This window comes from uncultured Pontibacter sp. (assembly GCF_947499215.1).
Classification (GTDB): Bacteria; Bacteroidota; Bacteroidia; order Cytophagales; family Hymenobacteraceae; genus Pontibacter.
On sequence record NZ_CANMNI010000002.1, the window covers coordinates 142568 to 159582 of the forward strand.

Annotated in this window: 17 protein-coding genes; 9 read left to right on the top strand and 8 right to left on the bottom strand. The window is 48.3% G+C overall.

Annotation, left to right across the window (positions count from 1 at the left end):
* Positions 1 to 22: 22 nt before the first annotated feature.
* Positions 23 to 2062 (bottom strand): methionine--tRNA ligase, encoded by a 2040-nt coding sequence (metG, locus tag Q1A04_RS08530; RefSeq protein WP_299704002.1) that lies wholly within the window; start codon positions 2060 to 2062, stop codon positions 23 to 25.
* A 255-nt stretch (positions 2063 to 2317) separates the two neighbouring features.
* On the opposite strand from metG, the gene Q1A04_RS08535 reads away from it, so the two are divergent.
* A complete protein-coding gene (locus Q1A04_RS08535) occupies positions 2318 to 2575 on the top strand; it encodes a hypothetical protein (protein ID WP_299704004.1) in 258 nt (85 codons plus the stop codon).
* A gap of 43 nt (positions 2576 to 2618) precedes the next feature.
* Here the strand turns inward: Q1A04_RS08535 and Q1A04_RS08540 are convergent, their stop codons facing one another.
* The 3 genes from Q1A04_RS08540 to msrB form a co-directional block, all read right to left on the bottom strand.
* Positions 2619 to 2951 carry a hypothetical protein gene (locus Q1A04_RS08540; protein WP_299704006.1) on the bottom strand — a complete coding sequence of 111 codons (333 nt, stop codon included), beginning with the start codon at positions 2949 to 2951 and terminating at the stop codon, positions 2619 to 2621.
* A gap of 91 nt (positions 2952 to 3042) precedes the next feature.
* A complete protein-coding gene (locus tag Q1A04_RS08545; protein ID WP_299704007.1) occupies positions 3043 to 3306 on the bottom strand; it encodes a hypothetical protein in 264 nt (87 codons plus the stop codon).
* Between the two features lie 198 nt (positions 3307 to 3504).
* Positions 3505 to 4053, bottom strand: coding sequence for a peptide-methionine (R)-S-oxide reductase MsrB (gene msrB, locus Q1A04_RS08550; protein WP_299704009.1), 549 nt, complete (start codon positions 4051 to 4053; stop codon positions 3505 to 3507).
* Between the two features lie 213 nt (positions 4054 to 4266).
* Between msrB and typA the strand changes: the two genes are divergently transcribed.
* The 8 genes from typA (at position 4267) to Q1A04_RS08590 (ending at position 14294) form a co-directional block, all read left to right on the top strand.
* Entirely contained in the window at positions 4267 to 6078 is a 1812-nt protein-coding gene (gene typA / locus Q1A04_RS08555) for a translational GTPase TypA (RefSeq protein ID WP_299704012.1), read from the top strand.
* A gap of 203 nt (positions 6079 to 6281) precedes the next feature.
* The gene (locus Q1A04_RS08560; RefSeq protein WP_299704017.1) at positions 6282 to 7229 is read left to right on the top strand and encodes a hypothetical protein; all 948 of its coding nucleotides are present in this window, start codon (positions 6282 to 6284) and stop codon (positions 7227 to 7229) included.
* Positions 7230 to 7775: 546 nt separating this feature from the next.
* Positions 7776 to 8117, top strand: coding sequence for a hypothetical protein (locus Q1A04_RS08565; protein WP_299704019.1), 342 nt, complete (start codon positions 7776 to 7778; stop codon positions 8115 to 8117).
* A gap of 179 nt (positions 8118 to 8296) precedes the next feature.
* Positions 8297 to 9982 (top strand): S41 family peptidase, encoded by a 1686-nt coding sequence (locus tag Q1A04_RS08570; RefSeq protein ID WP_299704021.1) that lies wholly within the window; start codon positions 8297 to 8299, stop codon positions 9980 to 9982.
* Between the two features lie 32 nt (positions 9983 to 10014).
* On the top strand, positions 10015 to 10773 hold the full coding sequence (locus Q1A04_RS08575; protein ID WP_299704023.1) for a DUF4349 domain-containing protein: 759 nt from the start codon (positions 10015 to 10017) through the stop codon (positions 10771 to 10773).
* 233 nt (positions 10774 to 11006) lie between these two features.
* On the top strand, positions 11007 to 12605 hold the full coding sequence (locus Q1A04_RS08580; RefSeq protein WP_299704025.1) for a hypothetical protein: 1599 nt from the start codon (positions 11007 to 11009) through the stop codon (positions 12603 to 12605).
* 61 nt (positions 12606 to 12666) lie between these two features.
* Entirely contained in the window at positions 12667 to 13257 is a 591-nt protein-coding gene (locus tag Q1A04_RS08585) for a hypothetical protein (RefSeq protein ID WP_299704027.1), read from the top strand.
* On the top strand, positions 13254 to 14294 hold the full coding sequence (locus Q1A04_RS08590; RefSeq protein ID WP_299704029.1) for a hypothetical protein: 1041 nt from the start codon (positions 13254 to 13256) through the stop codon (positions 14292 to 14294). The genes Q1A04_RS08585 and Q1A04_RS08590 overlap by 4 nt, the downstream gene beginning before the upstream one ends.
* Positions 14295 to 14379: 85 nt before the next feature.
* On the opposite strand, the gene Q1A04_RS08595 is transcribed toward Q1A04_RS08590, so the two are convergent.
* The 4 genes from Q1A04_RS08595 to ubiE all read right to left on the bottom strand — a co-directional run bounded on the left by Q1A04_RS08595 (position 14380) and on the right by ubiE (position 16880).
* Entirely contained in the window at positions 14380 to 14604 is a 225-nt protein-coding gene (locus tag Q1A04_RS08595; protein ID WP_299704032.1) for a hypothetical protein, read from the bottom strand.
* A 95-nt stretch (positions 14605 to 14699) separates the two neighbouring features.
* Positions 14700 to 15452 (bottom strand): SDR family NAD(P)-dependent oxidoreductase, encoded by a 753-nt coding sequence (locus tag Q1A04_RS08600; protein ID WP_299704035.1) that lies wholly within the window; start codon positions 15450 to 15452, stop codon positions 14700 to 14702.
* 4 nt (positions 15453 to 15456) lie between these two features.
* Positions 15457 to 16209 carry a porin family protein gene (locus Q1A04_RS08605; protein WP_299704038.1) on the bottom strand — a complete coding sequence of 251 codons (753 nt, stop codon included), beginning with the start codon at positions 16207 to 16209 and terminating at the stop codon, positions 15457 to 15459.
* Positions 16158 to 16880, bottom strand: coding sequence for a bifunctional demethylmenaquinone methyltransferase/2-methoxy-6-polyprenyl-1,4-benzoquinol methylase UbiE (gene ubiE / locus Q1A04_RS08610; protein ID WP_299704040.1), 723 nt, complete (start codon positions 16878 to 16880; stop codon positions 16158 to 16160). Before ubiE ends, Q1A04_RS08605 begins: the two co-directional genes overlap by 52 nt.
* Between the last annotated feature and the right edge of the window lie 135 nt (positions 16881 to 17015).

Below are 17015 nucleotides of genomic sequence, written 5' to 3' on the forward strand. Positions count from 1 at the left end.
TTATGTGTTTGGCAGGTATAGCTTAGCTTACCGTTCCCCCATTTTTCACTTCTTTGCTCGGCTGTACAAAGGCCAGCGAACCGTCGGCATTCTCGGCCATCAGGATCATACCTTGGCTCGTAATGCCTTTGATCTCACGCGGCGCCAAGTTCACCAGAATGCTTACTTGCTGTCCAATGATCTCCTCTGGATTGAAGAACTCAGCGATACCGCTCACCACCGTGCGCTGGTCTATACCTGTGTCGATCTTTAGTTTCAGGAGCTTTTTGGTTTTGGCTACTTTCTCAGCTTCTATGATCGTCCCGATTCGGATATCCATTTTGGTGAAGTCCTCAAAGGTAATATCCTCCTTGGCTGGCTCTACTACGGCATTGGCTGCTTCGTTGGCTTTTTTCGTGTCGAGGAGTTTCTGTACCTGCGCTTCTACGGCAGCGTCCTCCACTTTCTCGAACATCAGTTCTGGTGTGCCTATTACATGGCCTACTGGTAGCAAGTCAGCGGCACCGGCCTCTGCCCATGTGCCTACCGGCTTATTGAGCATACTTCCCAGTTTCTGTGCCGAAGTCGGCAGGAATGGCTCCATCAGGATGCTTAGGCTGGCCGAGATCTGCAGCGCGATGTTCATGATGGTTTTCACACGCTCCTCGTCTGTTTTAATTAGTTTCCAAGGCTCGGTGTCGGCCAAATATTTATTCCCCAGACGGGCCAGGTTCATCAATTCGCTCAGGGCATCGCGGAAACGGTAGCGCTCGATGTAGGTGGCAATTACCATCGGCATACCTTCCAGTACGCCCAGCACTTCTTTGTCATAATCTGTGAGCTCGCCACGGGCCGGCACTTCGCCGTTGTAGTACTTTTGGGTCAGCACCACAGCGCGGTTGATAAAGTTGCCCAGAATGGCCAGCAGTTCGTTGTTGTTGCGGGCCTGATAGTCTTTCCACGTGAAATCGTTGTCCTTGCTCTCCGGTGCGTTGGCGCACAAGGTATAGCGCAGCACGTCGCCTTTGCCTGGGAACTCCTCGAGGTACTCGTGCAGCCACACTGCCCAGTTGCGGGACGTAGAGATCTTGTCACCTTCCAGATTCAAAAACTCATTTGCCGGCACGTTATCAGGCAGCACGTAGTCGCCGTGTGCCTTGAGCATGCTCGGGAAAATGATGCAGTGAAACACGATGTTGTCTTTGCCGATAAAGTGCACCAGCTTCGACTCCGGATCTTTCCAGTAGGTTTCCCAGTCTGGTGTAAGGTCTTTGGTGGCCGAGATGTAGCCGATCGGGGCATCGAACCATACGTAGAGCACCTTGCCTTCTGCGCCTTCTACCGGCACCGGCACACCCCAGTCGAGGTCGCGGGTAACGGCACGCGGCTGCAGGCCTTGGTCGATCCAGCTTTTGCACTGGCCGTACACGTTCGGCTTCCAGTCGCCTTTGTGGCCTTCCACGATCCACTCGCGTAGCCATGGCTCATACTCGTTCAGCGGCAGGTACCAATGCTTGGTTTCGCGCATAACGGGCACGGCGCCGCTCAACGTACTTTTTGGGTTGATCAGGTCGGTTGCGTTGAGGGAAGTACCGCAGCTCTCACACTGGTCGCCGTAAGCGTTCTCGTTACCGCACTTCGGGCAGGTGCCCACGATATAGCGGTCAGCCAAAAATTGCTGCGCTTTCTCGTCGTAGTACTGCTGCGTGGTCTGCTCTATGAATTTCCCGTCGTTGTAAAGCTTCAGGAAAAAATCAGAAGCCGTTTCGTGGTGCGTTTTAGAAGAGGTGCGGGAGTAGATGTCGAACGACACATTAAAATCCTCGAACGACTTCTTGATCAGCTCGTGGTATTTGTCCACGGCCTGCTGTGGTGTGATGCCCTCTTTCTTGGCGCGGATCGTGATCGGCACGCCGTGTTCATCGGAGCCGCAGATGAATTTCACGTCTCTGCCCTGCGAGCGCAGGTAGCGCACGTAAATATCGGCAGGCAGGTATACGCCAGCCAAGTGCCCAATGTGCACCGGACCGTTGGCATAAGGCAAAGCCGCCGTTACTGTATATCTTTTGTAGTTTTCAGCCATAGTCTTTGTAAAAACGCAAATATACAAATACCCGTTGGATTGAGCGTCTATACTATCCCCATTCAGAAAAAATGGCGGATATAGCCTGACCAGCCCGCCGCTTTTCCGTAAACGTTAATCCGGCTATAGTTGGGCAGGTATACCAAGACGCAGCCATAAGTAACAGACCGTTTGTATGTTTTAACGAACTACCCCGTATACCTGAAAGCACAACCGCTAGTACCAGATAATAAAGAACCCAATCACCTGACTAATATGAAGAACCAAGATAATTTCCACGAAAAGAAGAGCGACAGCGGCCACTTGGGCGAGGAAAAGGATAGAAACAAAGTAAGTAAGAATCCAGCACCCAAAGGCACTGCCCCTGACCGGGAATCGGAGACCACACCACCCGACCATGAGGTATATGTTGACCTAGAGCCGGATGAACTGCATATCGGCGATGAGGAGGATGAGATTGAGGACGTGAGCGACCTCCGCAAAAAAGACCAAGACAAAAAGAAAAAGAAATAAACAAGAAGCGCTGCCCCATGGGGCAGCGCTTCTTGTTTATACCTTAGTTATTGCCAACCGGAGGCCGGGTGGGCAGCGGTCGGAATATGCGGTGGCGTGTGGTGTCGATTGGGGCATTGGGCAGCTGCTGCGGCCTTACCTCAGGCGGCACGTTGACAGGCACGTTGCGGTCAACTTCTTCGATCCTGCGTTTTCGGTTCACGTCGCTGGACTGCTCATACATCTGCCGGCGAATCGGATTATCCTCGCTATACCTTACCCGCTGGCTATGATCCGGACTGGGCGGCAGATTGCCCGCACCGCCCTCCGACAGCGAAGTACAACCGACTGTTCCCAGCAACGTCAGCGCCCCTATCCAGTTTATATACCTTTTCATCTTGGCTCCATCTTAAAATAGTAAAATACAGGCACTTGCTAAAGCACCTTATACTATGTATACGGATGAAAAAGTATAAAAGAGCGTATTCTTACTTATTCTGGTTCATGTTGTTATACCCTACTTGAGTAAGCATCAACCCGTCCGGAGCCGGCGTAACCCAAGCGAGTTTAGCCAAATGGTGTTCCGCTTCTTTCTGCACATCCTTGTACTTCGGGTAGCGTTCCTGCAAGTAGGGGTACAGCTCTTGGTAAGACAGCACATTACCTGCCTCCAAGTTGTTCTCTTTAAAAGCGCCCATAATGCACTGCGCCAGATTTTCTATGTTGTCCGCTTCGGAGTGTAGTTCGTTCATGTCTGTTTTCTCTTTAGTGTTGGATAGAAAATACGGCGATCTAAGTTTGGAAGTTAGAAAGTTTAGAAGTTAAATGTAGCGCCGTTACACTGTAACGGCGTGGTGCTACGCAGTATTACCGTTCCATTTATGAGGACAGGTCGCTATCTGCCCGAATCGCACACCAAGCAATCATCAATTAACAACTAACAATTCTACCTACTCCCCTTTCTTAAAACCCAAAGCCACGGAGTTGAGGCAATAGCGGAGACCAGTTGGCTTTGGCCCGTCGTCGAATACGTGGCCCAGATGGCCGCCGCAACGGCCGCAGACTACCTCTGTACGCACCATACCCATACTACGGTCAGCTACCTCCCGCACGTTTTTAGAGGAAATCGGCTTATAGAAACTTGGCCAGCCGGTGCCGGAGTCGAACTTGGTGTCGGAGGTGAAAACCTCATTGCCGCAGGCGGCGCAGGTATAGACGCCTTTTTCTTTGTGATCGTTGTATTTACCGCTGAAGGCGCGCTCCGTACCCTTTTTGCGAAGCACATAATACTGTGCCGGCGTGAGCTGCTTTTTCCACTCCGCCTCGGTTTTATTCACCTCATATTGTTGTTTACTTTTCTTCGAGGCGTCATTTTGAGCAGCTTCCACATTAGCTGAGGCGAGGGTGGTGCCTTCGGAATCGGTGATGGGCTGGTCCTGTTGGCCGCAGGCGGGAAGGCTCAGCAGCAACAGTAAGGTATAGACATAAATCATTTTCATACAGTTGTTTACGAAACATTAGAGCAATAAACAGGCCCTTTTTGAATATTTTATACCTGATTGAACAAAGCCAGCACACATAATGTTTGCTCCATAACCACAGCCATCGTGCTGTAACTGAAGATTTAATAATTACCTAACCTGTTTATTTCGAGCGGACTACTAAAAATGCGAAGGCTTTTTCATACCTTTGCACCTCGAAAAATCTATTCAATGCAAAATATTCGAAATATCGCGATTATCGCACACGTAGACCACGGCAAGACAACGCTCGTGGACAAGATCATCCACGCTTCAAAGCTATTCGCTGACCACCAGCACTTTGACGACCTCATTCTGGACAACAATGACCTGGAGCGCGAGCGCGGTATCACGATCGTTTCCAAGAACGTATCGGTTCGTTACAAAGACGTTAAGATCAACATCATTGACACGCCTGGTCACGCCGACTTCGGTGGCGAGGTAGAGCGTGTTCTGAAAATGGCCGACGGTGTGCTCCTTTTGGTGGATGCCTTCGAAGGTGCCATGCCACAGACACGTTTCGTACTGGGTAAAGCGATTCAGTTGGGTCTTAAGCCGATTGTAGTAGTAAACAAAGTAGACAAAGAAAACTGCCGTCCTGATGAAGTGCACGAGCAGGTGTTCGACCTGATGTTCAACCTTGAGGCAACAGAAGACCAGTTGGACTTCACGACGCTTTACGGTTCTTCTAAGCAGGGTTGGATGAGCACTGACTGGACGCAGCCAACTGATAACATCACGCCACTGCTGGATGCCATCATCGACGTGATCCCTCCTGCCCCTTACCGTGAAGGTACGCCGCAGATGCAGATCACCTCGCTTGACTACTCTTCTTTCGTGGGTCGTATCGCCATCGGTCGTGTGCACCGTGGTACGCTAAAGGAAGGTATGCCAATCAGCTTGATGAAAGCAGACGGCTCTGTTAAGAAAGGTCGTATCAAGGAGCTTCAGGTTTTTGAAGGTCTTGGTAGAAAGTCTGTACAGGAAGTAACTGCTGGCGAAATATGCGCCATCACAGGCATAGAAGGCTTCGATATTGGCGATACAATTGCTGATGCTGAGAACCCTGAGGCTTTGGCCCGTATCTCAATCGACGAGCCAACGATGAACATGCTCTTCACGATCAACAACTCTCCTTTCTTCGGTAAAGAGGGTAAGTTCGTGACGTCGCGTCACCTGCGTGACCGTCTGTACAAAGAAACTGAGAAAAACCTAGCCCTGCGCGTACAGGAAACCGACCGTGAAGATACCTTCTTGGTATTCGGTCGCGGTATCCTTCACTTGTCAGTTTTAATCGAAACGATGCGTCGTGAAGGTTACGAACTGCAGGTAGGTCAGCCACAGGTTATCTATAAAGAAATTGACGGCCAGCGCCACGAGCCAATCGAGCACTTGGTAGTGGACGTTCCAGAAGAGACTGCCGGTAAGGTAATTGAGCTGGTATCAATGCGTAAAGGCGAACTGACGATCATGGAGCCGAAAGGCGACTTGCAGCACCTGGAGTTTAACATCCCGGCGCGTGGTCTGATCGGTCTGCGTAACAACGTACTGACTGCCACTGCTGGTGAGGCTATCATGAACCACCGCTTCCTAGCATACGAGCCACACAAAGGCCCGATCCCTGGACGTAACAACGGTTCTATCATTTCGATGGAAACAGGCCCGGGTACAGCTTACTCAATCGACAAGCTGCAGGACCGTGGTGTATTCTTCGTTGATCCGGGTGTAGATGTATACATGGGTCAGGTAATTGGTGAGCACAACCGCCAGAACGATATCACGGTGAACATCCAGAAGGGCAAGAAGCTGACGAACATGCGTGCTTCCGGTTCTGACGACAACACCAAGATCGCTCCTGCGAAGAACTTCTCTCTGGAAGAAGCCATGGAATACATCCAGAAGGATGAGTACTTGGAAGTGACGCCAAAGAGCCTGCGTATGCGCAAGATCTACCTCGACGAGAACGAGCGTAACCGCATGAGCAAAAAAGAAGAAGTAGCGTAAGTTAAACGCTTATAAATTAGGAAGCCCCGGCTGGTGAAAACTGGCCGGGGCTTTTTTTATGCGCGCTTTGTAAGATATTATGCTTTAGCTATATTGAATGGGAATGTATAGGAGGATATTTAAGACTCCACACATATTGCGGACATTGGGAGTAGGTACACTTGCTAGCGGGTAATTATGTGCAATTAGAACAAAGAAAACAGATGATTAAAAAAATTAAACTAACGACATTACTTTTATCAATTTCATTGATTGGTTTTGGACAATCACCACCAAAAGAAAAGTCTGAAAATCATATTCAGATTAAAGGAACAAATATATTTATGATTCCCCCTTTTTCTTTTGAGCCTTCAAGTAATTTTAAAGGTTTCCAAAATTCGAAAGATCAAACGACTATGATTATGGTTATGGAAATTCCTGGTCCATATTCAGAAGTATCAAAAGGATTCAATTCTGAAATGCTTAAAACAAAGGGTATGGAATTGAAGTCCTTAAAAAAAGTTAAAGTTGCTGATTACGATGGATTACTAATTGAATTAGATCAATCTGCAAACGGACTTATATTTTCAAAGCAAATTCTAATTTATGGCAACAATAAATCAAGCACACTCATAAACGGCGTTTACCAAAAAGACTCATTACAACTAGGTAAAAGGATTGAAGAAAGTATTTTAACAACTTTTGTCGACTCTGAGTTGGAAAGCAACCCTAGAGAAGCATTGAACTATAAATTAGATGAAAACGCTGGCTCTTTGAAGTTTCATTCGGTTATAGGGAACGGAATGTTGTTTAATCGAGATCTAAAAACACCAACAGAAAGTGTAGATAAAGCAACTTTGATAACTGATAAATCATTTTCCAATATCGAAATAAGTAACAAGAAGCTATTTTGTATCTCAAGATTAAAAAAGTATCCTGAAGATTATTCTGTAATTACGAGTAAGGGAATCAACGAGATTGTGTTAGACGACCTAAAAGGATTTGAACTCTTTGCAAAGAATAATGATAGGGAAAGTGAAGAAATGTATCAAGTAATCTTATTTGATGATAATGGAGGGTATTACCTATTGGTTGGAACCTATTTAGCTGGAAGTAAAAATGCCATTACTGATATAAGAAAGGTTATTGAAACCTTCAAAAGAAAAAAATAACAGCACATAACAAGCTTCATAATAAAAGCTTCAGCTTTGCCTACATTATGCACGAGTAACGCGGTATGTCATTGAATTGAATTAACAGAGAATCATGAATTCCAGTACTGCCATCAAAATGATGTTACTGCTAATCACCGCTGTAACTATCTTTCATTTCAGCATTATTTTAAAGATTGTTCCTTATGAAATCACATGGGGAGGGCGGCTAAAGAATGACTCTGAAATGTATGTTTTCGAATCATTATCTATAATCATAAATCTCTTTTTAATCTTAACTCTGCTAATTAAAGGAAACTATCTTAAACAGATGTTTTCATTAAGAATTGTGAACATAATTCTGTGGATTTTCTTTGTTCTTTTTGGTTTAAATACCATTGGCAACCTATTTGCAAATACATATTTTGAAAAATTATTTGCAGTACTAACACTTGCTTCTTCCATTCTAATTTGGATCATACTTAAAGTAAAACATAACGAGCACACAAAATTGCATAAACCGCAATAAAACCGCCACTTACACCAACACGTTAATAACAATACCCCATGCCCAAATTCAAACTCAACCGCTACTGGATAAGCCTTCTACTGATCCCGCCTATCCTCACCATGGCTGCCGAATATGTCGTTAATTTAAACACGCTAGCCAATGCGGAGGAGCTTCCATTTGCTTTAGTCTTGCTTGATAAGTTATACCCTGTTTGGGGAGCGATAATATTAGGAATTATTTTAGGGCTATTCCTCTCAATTGTTCCGGCGAAGGATCTGAGGTATAGCCAAAGACTGAAACGCTCCACGGCTTTAGGCGTCATCATCCTGAACCTTGCCTTTCTTTCCTTTTATGCTTACCTGATCTCTGTTAATGGCTTTAAGGAATTAAACCTCTGATATCAAAGCCTGCGCTTTAGCCATTATCCTAACTGGGTTTCTGTTAATTGGGCTAAACTCTTATAGAAAGCGAAAGATAAAATAGCTCAGAAAAAATTAGGGGCAGGTTATGGAATTCAGCTACTTCCTGTATCTAACAAGTGCTCTAAAACTAAGATGACACACTAACCCTCCATTCCATGCTCCAAAAATTACTGGTTTCTCTCTGCATTTGCTTTGCCCCCTCCTTGATGCTGGCCCAGAAAAAACCGACCGAAACACAACGGTTGGCTACACTAGGAAAAACTTGGGGCCTTTTAAAGTACCATAACCCCAATCTAGCTAAAGGTACTCTTGACTGGGACAGTGTGCTGGTAGCGCATGTGCCTACCTTCCAACAAGCAAAAACTCGCAAGGCCTTAAACAAGGCAGTACAACAGCTGATTCTGGCAGCCGGCCCCAAAGCTGACAAACCTGCTCCCCTCCCCGACACGTCACAGCTCTTTATGAAGAACTACGACATGGCTTGGACGAAAGACCAGCAGCTGTTCGACAAAAAGACAAGACAGCAACTACAGGACGTCATTCTGTATAGGCATAACACTGACTCCACCCACTACATCCGCCCCCATCCTACTGGCTCGGTTTTCACCAACGAAAAGGCCTACCGAGAAATGCAGTATCCAGAAACTGAGTACCGCTTGCTGTCTCTGTTCAGATACTGGAATACGATTCATTATTTCTTCCCTTACAAGTATCTGACAGATAAAAGTTGGAACAACGTGCTGGAAGAGTACATTCCACAGTTTTTAACTGCAGAAGACGCAGTGCAGTACACCTTAACTACCGCCAAGCTTGTAAAGGAAATTGACGACACGCACGGCTTCTTCCAGTCACCAGTTTTTGAAGCATATCTTGGTGAGTACCGCGCACCTTTTATGTTTGCCATACTAAATGATCAACTGGTGGTGCATGGTCTGCAGGACTCGGTGATGCGGGTACACGACATCCTACCGGGAGATGTGATCACCCATGTCGGAGGCCGCGATGTGAAAGACCTAATAAAGGAACGGGAGCAGTACTCTGCTTTCTCTAACCAAACGGGTCGCAACTACAACATACTGCCCATGCACCTGCTGCGTGGCCATACAAACGAACTGGAGATCACCTTTACCAGAGGTGGCAAAGTCACCACTAAAAAAATAAAGCGCTACAAGCAGGAGTATGGCCTGATGAGTCTATCCCAACAATATACCAGCAACCCCGCAGCGAAAGAAGTGAGCCCAAGTATAGGTTATATCCTAAATGCGCGCATAAACAGCCAAGCACAGGCAGATAGCATCTATAAGGCCATGGCTAATTACAAAGCTATCATCTACGACCTGCGCCCCAACACAGACCATACACTACGCTGGCATATGGCTCATTTACTTTCTGAGCCAACTCCTTTTTTTAATGGGACCTTTGCTAAAATAAGTATTCCAGGTACTTTCAATTGGTTGGGTGGTTCGGATCATGAGACACAAACCGGTCCTGAATCAAACCCATCCCCATTTCAGGGGAGGTTATATATCCTAGTAGGGCCTTATACCTTCAGCCTAGGTGAGTTCACGGCCATGGCGCTGCAGACCGTTCCAAACGCAAAAGTAATAGGTTCCCAAACTGCTGGAGCCGACGGCGACGTAAAGCGAATCATATTACCAGGTAGCATCTCAACGATGATTTCAGGTTTGGGCATTTATTATCCGGACAGAACGCAAACCCAGCGTATAGGAATTGTACCGGATGTGGAAGTAAAACTGACTTCTGAAGACTTTCAAGTCGGAAAAGACACCGTACTTCAACATGCTATAGAACTGGCAGAAAAGGAGACAAAAGGCTTATGATCCCAATAACCCGAATACTCGTTTTCCTCCTTATGCTTGCAACCTTCGGATGCGAGTCGGGTAACCGGCCCGGTAACTTTGAGGGAGGATCTGACGAGACGGAGAAAATGTTGGTGACCCCTGCCCCGGACGGCCAAGTACAGGAAGTCCAAAGGAAGCTGATTAAAGAAGGGCGGGTCGAGTTTGAAACCGAAGACATCAGCACTACCCGGCAGACGGTGTTCCGTGCGGTGCAGCAATACAAAGGCTATATCTCCTCCGACCAAGAGTTCAAATCGCCGGGACGCACCAGCAATACCTTGGTCATCCGAGTGCCGGCCGAGCATTATGATGATCTGTTGCGCGATGCCACGGTGGGAGTCAAGAAGTTTGACTTCCGGGAGATCGACGTGAAAGACGTGACAGAGGAATTTCTGGATGTGGAAGCCCGTCTGAAAACCAAAAAGGAACTTGAGGCCAGATTTCTGGAACTGCTCAAACAAGCCAAAAACGTAAGCGAGGTTGTCGAGATTGAAAAGCAGCTAAGTACCCTGCGCTCCGATATCGAGTCGATAGAAGGACGGCTGAACTACCTGCAAAACCAAGTGGCCCTCTCCACCCTGAGCATGACGTTTTATGAGCGCACACCTGTGTACACGGAGTTTTCGCGGGAGTTTAAAGACGGCTTCCGGAATGGCTGGAACAACCTAATCTGGTTCTTTGTGTTCCTGACCAATATCTGGCCTTTTGTTTTGCTTGGACTGGCGCTGCTCATTGGAGTTAAGGTATACAGGAGTCGGCATAGAAAATAGCTGGACAAAAAAAGCCGGAACTAACCTTCAAATTACGGTATTCCTAATCTATAGTAAGTTTAAAAGTCATTTTATTACCTGCACGCTGCTAATTTGGTGGAGGGAAAAGCACGCTATACCCTAGCGTGCTTTTTTACTTTAAAGACCCCAATGGCGAACTATAGTATGCAAGCTTGTAAACATTAGCGCTGATTTACGTTAGATAGGCAAATAAAATTGATAACATACTTTGTATGAGAAGCCACTACCTACACGCATTTTTGCTCGCGTGTATCATCCTTTTTTCTTCGGGCTGTGCCCGCGAGAATTTCTTCCGAAAGACACCCGTAGTTGATGCAACGCTGCACCAACAACTCAAAAATGCCACTCCCGCCGATGTAGACAGCGTCACCGTTATGGCCGGCCGACACTACAAGCGCACCGGATTCCATAATCTCTTCTGGGGTAAGCACTACCGCGAGGTATGGGCCACCCCTGTCACTGTCAAAGTATTCGATATGAAAACCGCCAAGGGTGGACTATCTGTTGAAAAGCTGGGCGGCGGCATGCAAACTACCAGTCTCACCTTGATCGATGAAGAAGGATTTACTTACGCCCTGCGCTCCCTCGACAAAGACCCTGCTGGCATCTTGCCTAAGTTCTGGCGCAACACCTTCGTTGCCGATGTGCTCCGCGATCAAACATCAGCTATAAACCCCTACGCCGCCTTCGTACTGCCACAAATGGCCGAAGCGGCGGGTATACCGCATTCTAAGCCCGAACTGGTCTACGTACTTCCGTCCGACACCACCTTTGGCGAGTACAGCGATAAGTTTCAGGACGGGGTGTTTATGATCGAGGAGAAGTATAACGACGATCGCACCATTACCCCCATGCTCGGCAACGCCACCGATATTGCCGGCTCCAAAAAAATGCTCCGGAATCGATTCGGCGACGACGACCATTTTATAGACCAGCGTGAGTTTGCGCGTGCCCGCCTTTTTGACCTGTTTATAAACGATTGGGATCGGCACGAGGGCCAATGGGAATGGGCCGTTTACGACGACGGCAACAACAAACATTACCGACCTATACCCAAAGACCGCGATAACGCATTTTTTCTGTTTGATGACGGTATTATCACTTGGCTTTTCAGCCGTAAGTGGGCCATTCGCAAGTTTGAGTCCTTCGACCCGAAATACAAGGATGTATACGCCCTCATGATGAATGCCCGGTTTCTGGATAGCCGCGCCCTAACAGAACTCTCCGCACAGGATTATCAGGAAATAGCCGCCGAGTTACAGACTGCACTCACGGACGACGTTATTGAAAGCGCCATCCGTAACTTCCCGCCTAAGGTATACGCCAAGGTAGGCGAACGCACCATCCGTACACTCAAAAGCCGTCGCGACCTTTTGCCTCAGGCAGCGCAGGAATTTTACCTGAACTTAGCCAAAAATCCGCTTGTGATCGGAACAGATAAGGAGGAACGCTTTGAAGTGGAACGGCTGAACGACGAAGAGACATCCGTGAAAGTGATTCGCCTAGCCGACGACAAACAGGTATACCACCGGGTATTCAAGCGCAGCGAGACCAAAGAAATCACCCTGTATGGCTTGGCCGAGGATGACGAGTTCGAGGTAAGTGGCAATGTGAGCAAAGGTATACGCGTAGTGATCGTAGGTGGCAGAGGGGAAGATGAGATCAAAGACACATCACGTGTGAGAAGTCTGCGCCGCAAAACCATTGTGTATGACACGAAACGGGGCAACGAGATAGAATTTGGACCGGAGACTGTTGACAAAACTAGCAAAGATGTGAAAGTACACGCTTTCGATCGAGAAGGACATTGATACACTGATACCAAACAGAGCACCCTAACCAACAAAAACTGCCACTACCCCAACAACACCCATGCGCCCCAACTACCACCTCACCACTTTTGCCGCCTGCCTTTTGCTTGTCTTTTTAGCTACTGGCTGCATCGGCAACAAGTTTACCCACAGCTTGCAACAGGTACCCCCTCCTTCCAAGCCAGCTACCCTTACCACAGATTATAGCGACAGCACCATCACGGTCGCCGCAGGCACGCATTACGGCCGTAGCTGGTTACACACTTTCTTCTATGGCAAACACTACCGCCCTGCATGGACCACCCCCGTGGAGTTTAGGGTATTGGATCTGGGAATTGAGAAAGGGGGTCTAAAACCCACGCAACAGGGTGGCAGCCGACAGACCATGAACCTGCGGCTGGAAGACGCGGATGGTAAGGAGTATGTGCTGCGTTCCGTCGACAAAGACCCCGCTACCGCCCTACCCGAGAAATGGCAGCAAAGCTACGCCGCCAATATTATACGTGACGCTACTTCGGCCACCCACCCCTATGCCGCCTTGGTACTGCCTCCCATGGCCAAAGCCATCGGTATACACCACACGGAGCCCGAACTGGTCTATGTGCCCCATGACCCAAGGTTGGGTGAGTACCTCGAGAACTTCGGGGGATGATCGCCTTGTTGGAAATTCGCCCAGATAACGACCTCTCAGACGAGCCCAGCATGGGTGGTTCTGAAAATGTGAAAAGCACCCGCTCCATGCTTGGTGATAGATTCTTCGGTAACGAAAGCCGTATTGACGCGCGCTATTTCTTGCGTGCCCGCCTGTTTGACATGCTCATAGGCGACTGGAGCCGACACGAAGACAATTGGCGCTGGGCCCAGTATAAAAACGAAGATGTAACGGTATATCAAGCCGTGCCCCGCGACCGCGACAACGTGTTCTACAAGCTCAACGATGCCATTATTCCGTGGCTTTTTATGCGCACCGGCCTCAAAAAGCATTTCCAGACTTACAGCAACAACCTCAGCAATCTAGCCGAACTTAACAGAAGCGGACGCAACCTCGACGAAACCATACTAGCCGAACTCACCTATCAAGACTGGGTTGAAGTGGCGGACAGCGTGCGCCTTGCCCTCACAGATGAAGTGATTGAGCAGGCCTTCCGTGAAATGCCCGATCCTGTCTTCAAACTCACGGCACCATCCATTATGTCGAAACTCAAGTCGCGTCGTGATAGATTAACACCATCTGTCCGCAAATACTACAAAGAACTGGTGCGAGAGGCGCTTATAGTTGGGTCGGATAAACATGAGCGTTTCGAAATAGAGGTGCTGTCTGCGGATGAGGTAAGGGTGCGTGTGATGAAGATCAACAATGAGGGGGAAGCAAAGAGAGTGCTATCCGAGCGGGTATACCACGCCTCAGACACCAAAGAACTCCATTTGTATGGCCTCAATGGCGACGATGAGTTTATTGTGCAAGGCAATATACGGCCTCGGACAAGAATCAGGATATGGGGCGGAGCCGGTGAAGACAGCTATACCGTAAATGGACCGAAGCGCATGGCCCGGCGCATTCGCATAGAGGACACCGCCTACCGCAACATCTATGATGTGGCCGACGGTACCCGTCAGAAAACAGAACAGGACCCACAGGCTTACCAATACGACGCCGAGGGGTGGCTGCTGCGTTACTATTTAGACTAAATGAGACCTCCTCTATAAACCGTAAAAACAGCGAGAGCCGACTAAATTAGCCGACTCTCGCTGTTTTGTATCTACTGGTAAATAATTACTTATCCTTTTTCTTGCCTTGGTCATTAGCGTCTTTCGCATTCCATGCACCCTGACCTTGCTGTTGGCTGGCTGTCGCCTTCGTGCCTTTGGTACCTAAATCGGTCGCTCCTTTGTGGTTTGCCTCATTGGAATACTCATTAGGCATCGGCTGTGAGCTAGCGCCACTTTCGGGTTTCTTTTTGTTCTTATTCTCTTCTGAGTTATTTTTGTTAGTAGCCATATCTGTATTTCTTTAATCCAAACGGGTCCGCAATTCTTACGGACGTCTCCCCTTAGGTACGCGCAGCCCCAAGGGCGGGTTGTCTGGACGATAGGCTATACTTGCTTATGCAGCACGGTGGCAGAGGCTTGTGCCGTAGGCAGAATCAAGACTTCGGCTAAGTTTACATGCGCCGGTCGCGTCACCATAAAAGCGATCAGTTCGGCAATGTCTTCAGCTCGCAATGGTTGGTAGCCTTGGTACACCCCGGCAGCCCGCTCCTTGTCGCCTTTAAAACGCACCTCCGAAAACTCCGTCTCCACCAGCCCCGGATTTACTTCCGACACTCTTATACCTTCCTGTATCAGATCGATGCGCATACCTTTTGAAATGGCGTCCACTGCGAATTTAGAAGCGCAGTATACGTTACCATTAGCGTATACCTCTTTACCAGCAATGGAACCGATGTTAATGATATACCCTTTCTTACGGGCCATCATCAGCGGGAGCACGGCATGAGTCACATAGAGCAAGCCTTTCACGTTGATGTCCAGCATCGCATCCCAGTCATCCACATCGCCGTGTTGTACAGGAGCCAGACCGTGAGCATTGCCCGCATTGTTCACCAGCACTTCCACATTCTTCCACTCATCCGGCAGACTGCTGATGGCTTCGTTCACAGTCGCTCTGTCACGCACATCGAACTGCAGAGTCAGCACAGGTACTTCCGTTATCTCCTGCTGCAACTCCCGGAGGCGGTCGGTGCGGCGTCCCGTGGCGATAATGTGAAAGCCCAGATTGGCCAGCGCCATAGCCGTAGCCCGGCCTATACCTGATGTGGCGCCTGTAACAAGTGCAATGCGTGCCATATGCTTATTCGAAGTAAAGGATAAACGATACGTTGTGAGTGGTTAATCTGTCAATCAGATCGCTGTACTGGCTTGCGTAAGGCGCTTTTTGGTTAAGTAGACCGTGCGAGAACCTCACCTCAGGCGCAAACTTGAAGTACGGGTAGAAAATATCCAGTCCCACGCCGTATTCGATCGACAGGTCATTACTTTCGGTATGGATTCTGTCGCCAAACTGCGTGTCTTTGCGATTGCCAAGGTCACGGCTGGCTTTCACACCGCCTACCATATACATTCTAAAGTTACCGCGGCGCTTGGCCCTGTACTTTAACAACAGGGGCAGCTCTATAACCGTCGAACTGATCGTCGCATCCCCGAAAGTACCTAGTTGTCCCTCCTCTGCTGTGCCATCATCAAAATCGATGGTGCGGCCATAGAAACCCACACCCGGCAGGAAGCGGGCATCGAGGTATTCAAAAAGGCGAACATTGAGTACCAGCCCCGGATAGAAACCCGGTCGGCTCATGGCATTGGCGGTAATACCGCCATCCACTTGGTCGACGTAAGCCTGCGAATGCTGAATTTGGTACTTAGAAATGGGCAAGCCTAGGTAGAAACCATAGTGAATGCGCTTCTCGTCGTAGCCTGGTTTGTTTTCACCTTTAATTTTTTGGGCCTGTACCTGTGTGGTGCCTGCCAGACAAAGGAGGAATAGTACCGCAAAACCTATTTTTTGCCGGTGTAGATGGAGCTGATGCCAAATGTGAGTGAATGCCATTTTGTATTTTTAAAACCAACTTCTTCAAAGATTTTCACGAAGTCCTTGCCGTCTGGAAAAGCCTGCACCGACTCGGGCAGGTAGGTATAGGCGGCACGGTCCTTAGAAACGAATTTTCCTACCACAGGTAGTATATTCTTGAAATAAAATTGATACAGCTGCTTCATCGGGAAGCTCTGCGGCTTCGAGAATTCCAGTACCACGGCTGTACCGCCCGGCTTAAGCACCCGTTGCATTTCCGAAAGTCCCTGCTTTAGGTTCTCGAAGTTACGCACGCCAAAAGCCACCGTAATCGCGTCGAAGGTGTTGTCATCAAACGGCAGGTTCTCTGAGTCGCCGTATTTCAGTTCAATTTTGTCGGTCAGCCCTTTGCGCTGGAGTTTCTGACGCCCCACAGCCAGCATACCTTCCGAAATATCAACCCCTACGATCCTGTCTGGGTGCAGGCTCAGGGCCTCGATGGCAAAATCAGCCGTACCGGTGGCAATGTCCAGCATTTGCTTTGGCTTCTCGGCTTTCAGCAGACTTACCGCCTTTTTACGCCACACAATGTCGATGCCAGCACTCAGGAAGTGGTTCAGGAAATCATACTTGCCGGCGATGTTGTCGAACATCTGCGCGACCTGCGACTTCTTATCGTTATTCTGGTCTTTGTAGGGTACTACCGCCATGGGTTATGCTTATGTAATAAAAGAACAAAAATACTGTACCTGTAACTATTATGCACAGTATATGTTCCATTATTATAAAAAAACAGGCTGAGCGTATGCCCAGCCTGTTTTAATTTCTCCAACAAACAGCTTTAG

Bases quoted from the DNA above. Each gene is read 5' to 3' on its own strand.
- Q1A04_RS08585 (WP_299704027.1), top strand. From the start codon at position 12,667: ATGCGCCCCAACTACCACCTCACCACTTTTGCCGCCTGCCTTTTGCTT.
- Q1A04_RS08570 (WP_299704021.1), top strand. From the start codon at position 8,297: ATGCTCCAAAAATTACTGGTTTCTCTCTGCATTTGCTTTGCCCCCTCC.
- Q1A04_RS08535 (WP_299704004.1), top strand. From the start codon at position 2,318: ATGAAGAACCAAGATAATTTCCACGAAAAGAAGAGCGACAGCGGCCAC.
- Q1A04_RS08565 (WP_299704019.1), top strand. From the start codon at position 7,776: ATGCCCAAATTCAAACTCAACCGCTACTGGATAAGCCTTCTACTGATC.
- Q1A04_RS08545 (WP_299704007.1), bottom strand. From the start codon at position 3,306: ATGAACGAACTACACTCCGAAGCGGACAACATAGAAAATCTGGCGCAG.
- Q1A04_RS08605 (WP_299704038.1), bottom strand. From the start codon at position 16,209: ATGGCATTCACTCACATTTGGCATCAGCTCCATCTACACCGGCAAAAA.
- msrB (WP_299704009.1), bottom strand. From the start codon at position 4,053: ATGAAAATGATTTATGTCTATACCTTACTGTTGCTGCTGAGCCTTCCC.
- typA (WP_299704012.1), top strand. From the start codon at position 4,267: ATGCAAAATATTCGAAATATCGCGATTATCGCACACGTAGACCACGGC.
- Q1A04_RS08575 (WP_299704023.1), top strand. From the start codon at position 10,015: ATGCTTGCAACCTTCGGATGCGAGTCGGGTAACCGGCCCGGTAACTTT.
- Q1A04_RS08560 (WP_299704017.1), top strand. From the start codon at position 6,282: ATGATTAAAAAAATTAAACTAACGACATTACTTTTATCAATTTCATTG.
- ubiE (WP_299704040.1), bottom strand. From the start codon at position 16,880: ATGGCGGTAGTACCCTACAAAGACCAGAATAACGATAAGAAGTCGCAG.
- Q1A04_RS08590 (WP_299704029.1), top strand. From the start codon at position 13,254: ATGATCGCCTTGTTGGAAATTCGCCCAGATAACGACCTCTCAGACGAG.
- Q1A04_RS08595 (WP_299704032.1), bottom strand. From the start codon at position 14,604: ATGGCTACTAACAAAAATAACTCAGAAGAGAATAAGAACAAAAAGAAA.
- Q1A04_RS08600 (WP_299704035.1), bottom strand. From the start codon at position 15,452: ATGGCACGCATTGCACTTGTTACAGGCGCCACATCAGGTATAGGCCGG.
- Q1A04_RS08540 (WP_299704006.1), bottom strand. From the start codon at position 2,951: ATGAAAAGGTATATAAACTGGATAGGGGCGCTGACGTTGCTGGGAACA.
- metG (WP_299704002.1), bottom strand. From the start codon at position 2,062: ATGGCTGAAAACTACAAAAGATATACAGTAACGGCGGCTTTGCCTTAT.
- Q1A04_RS08580 (WP_299704025.1), top strand. From the start codon at position 11,007: ATGAGAAGCCACTACCTACACGCATTTTTGCTCGCGTGTATCATCCTT.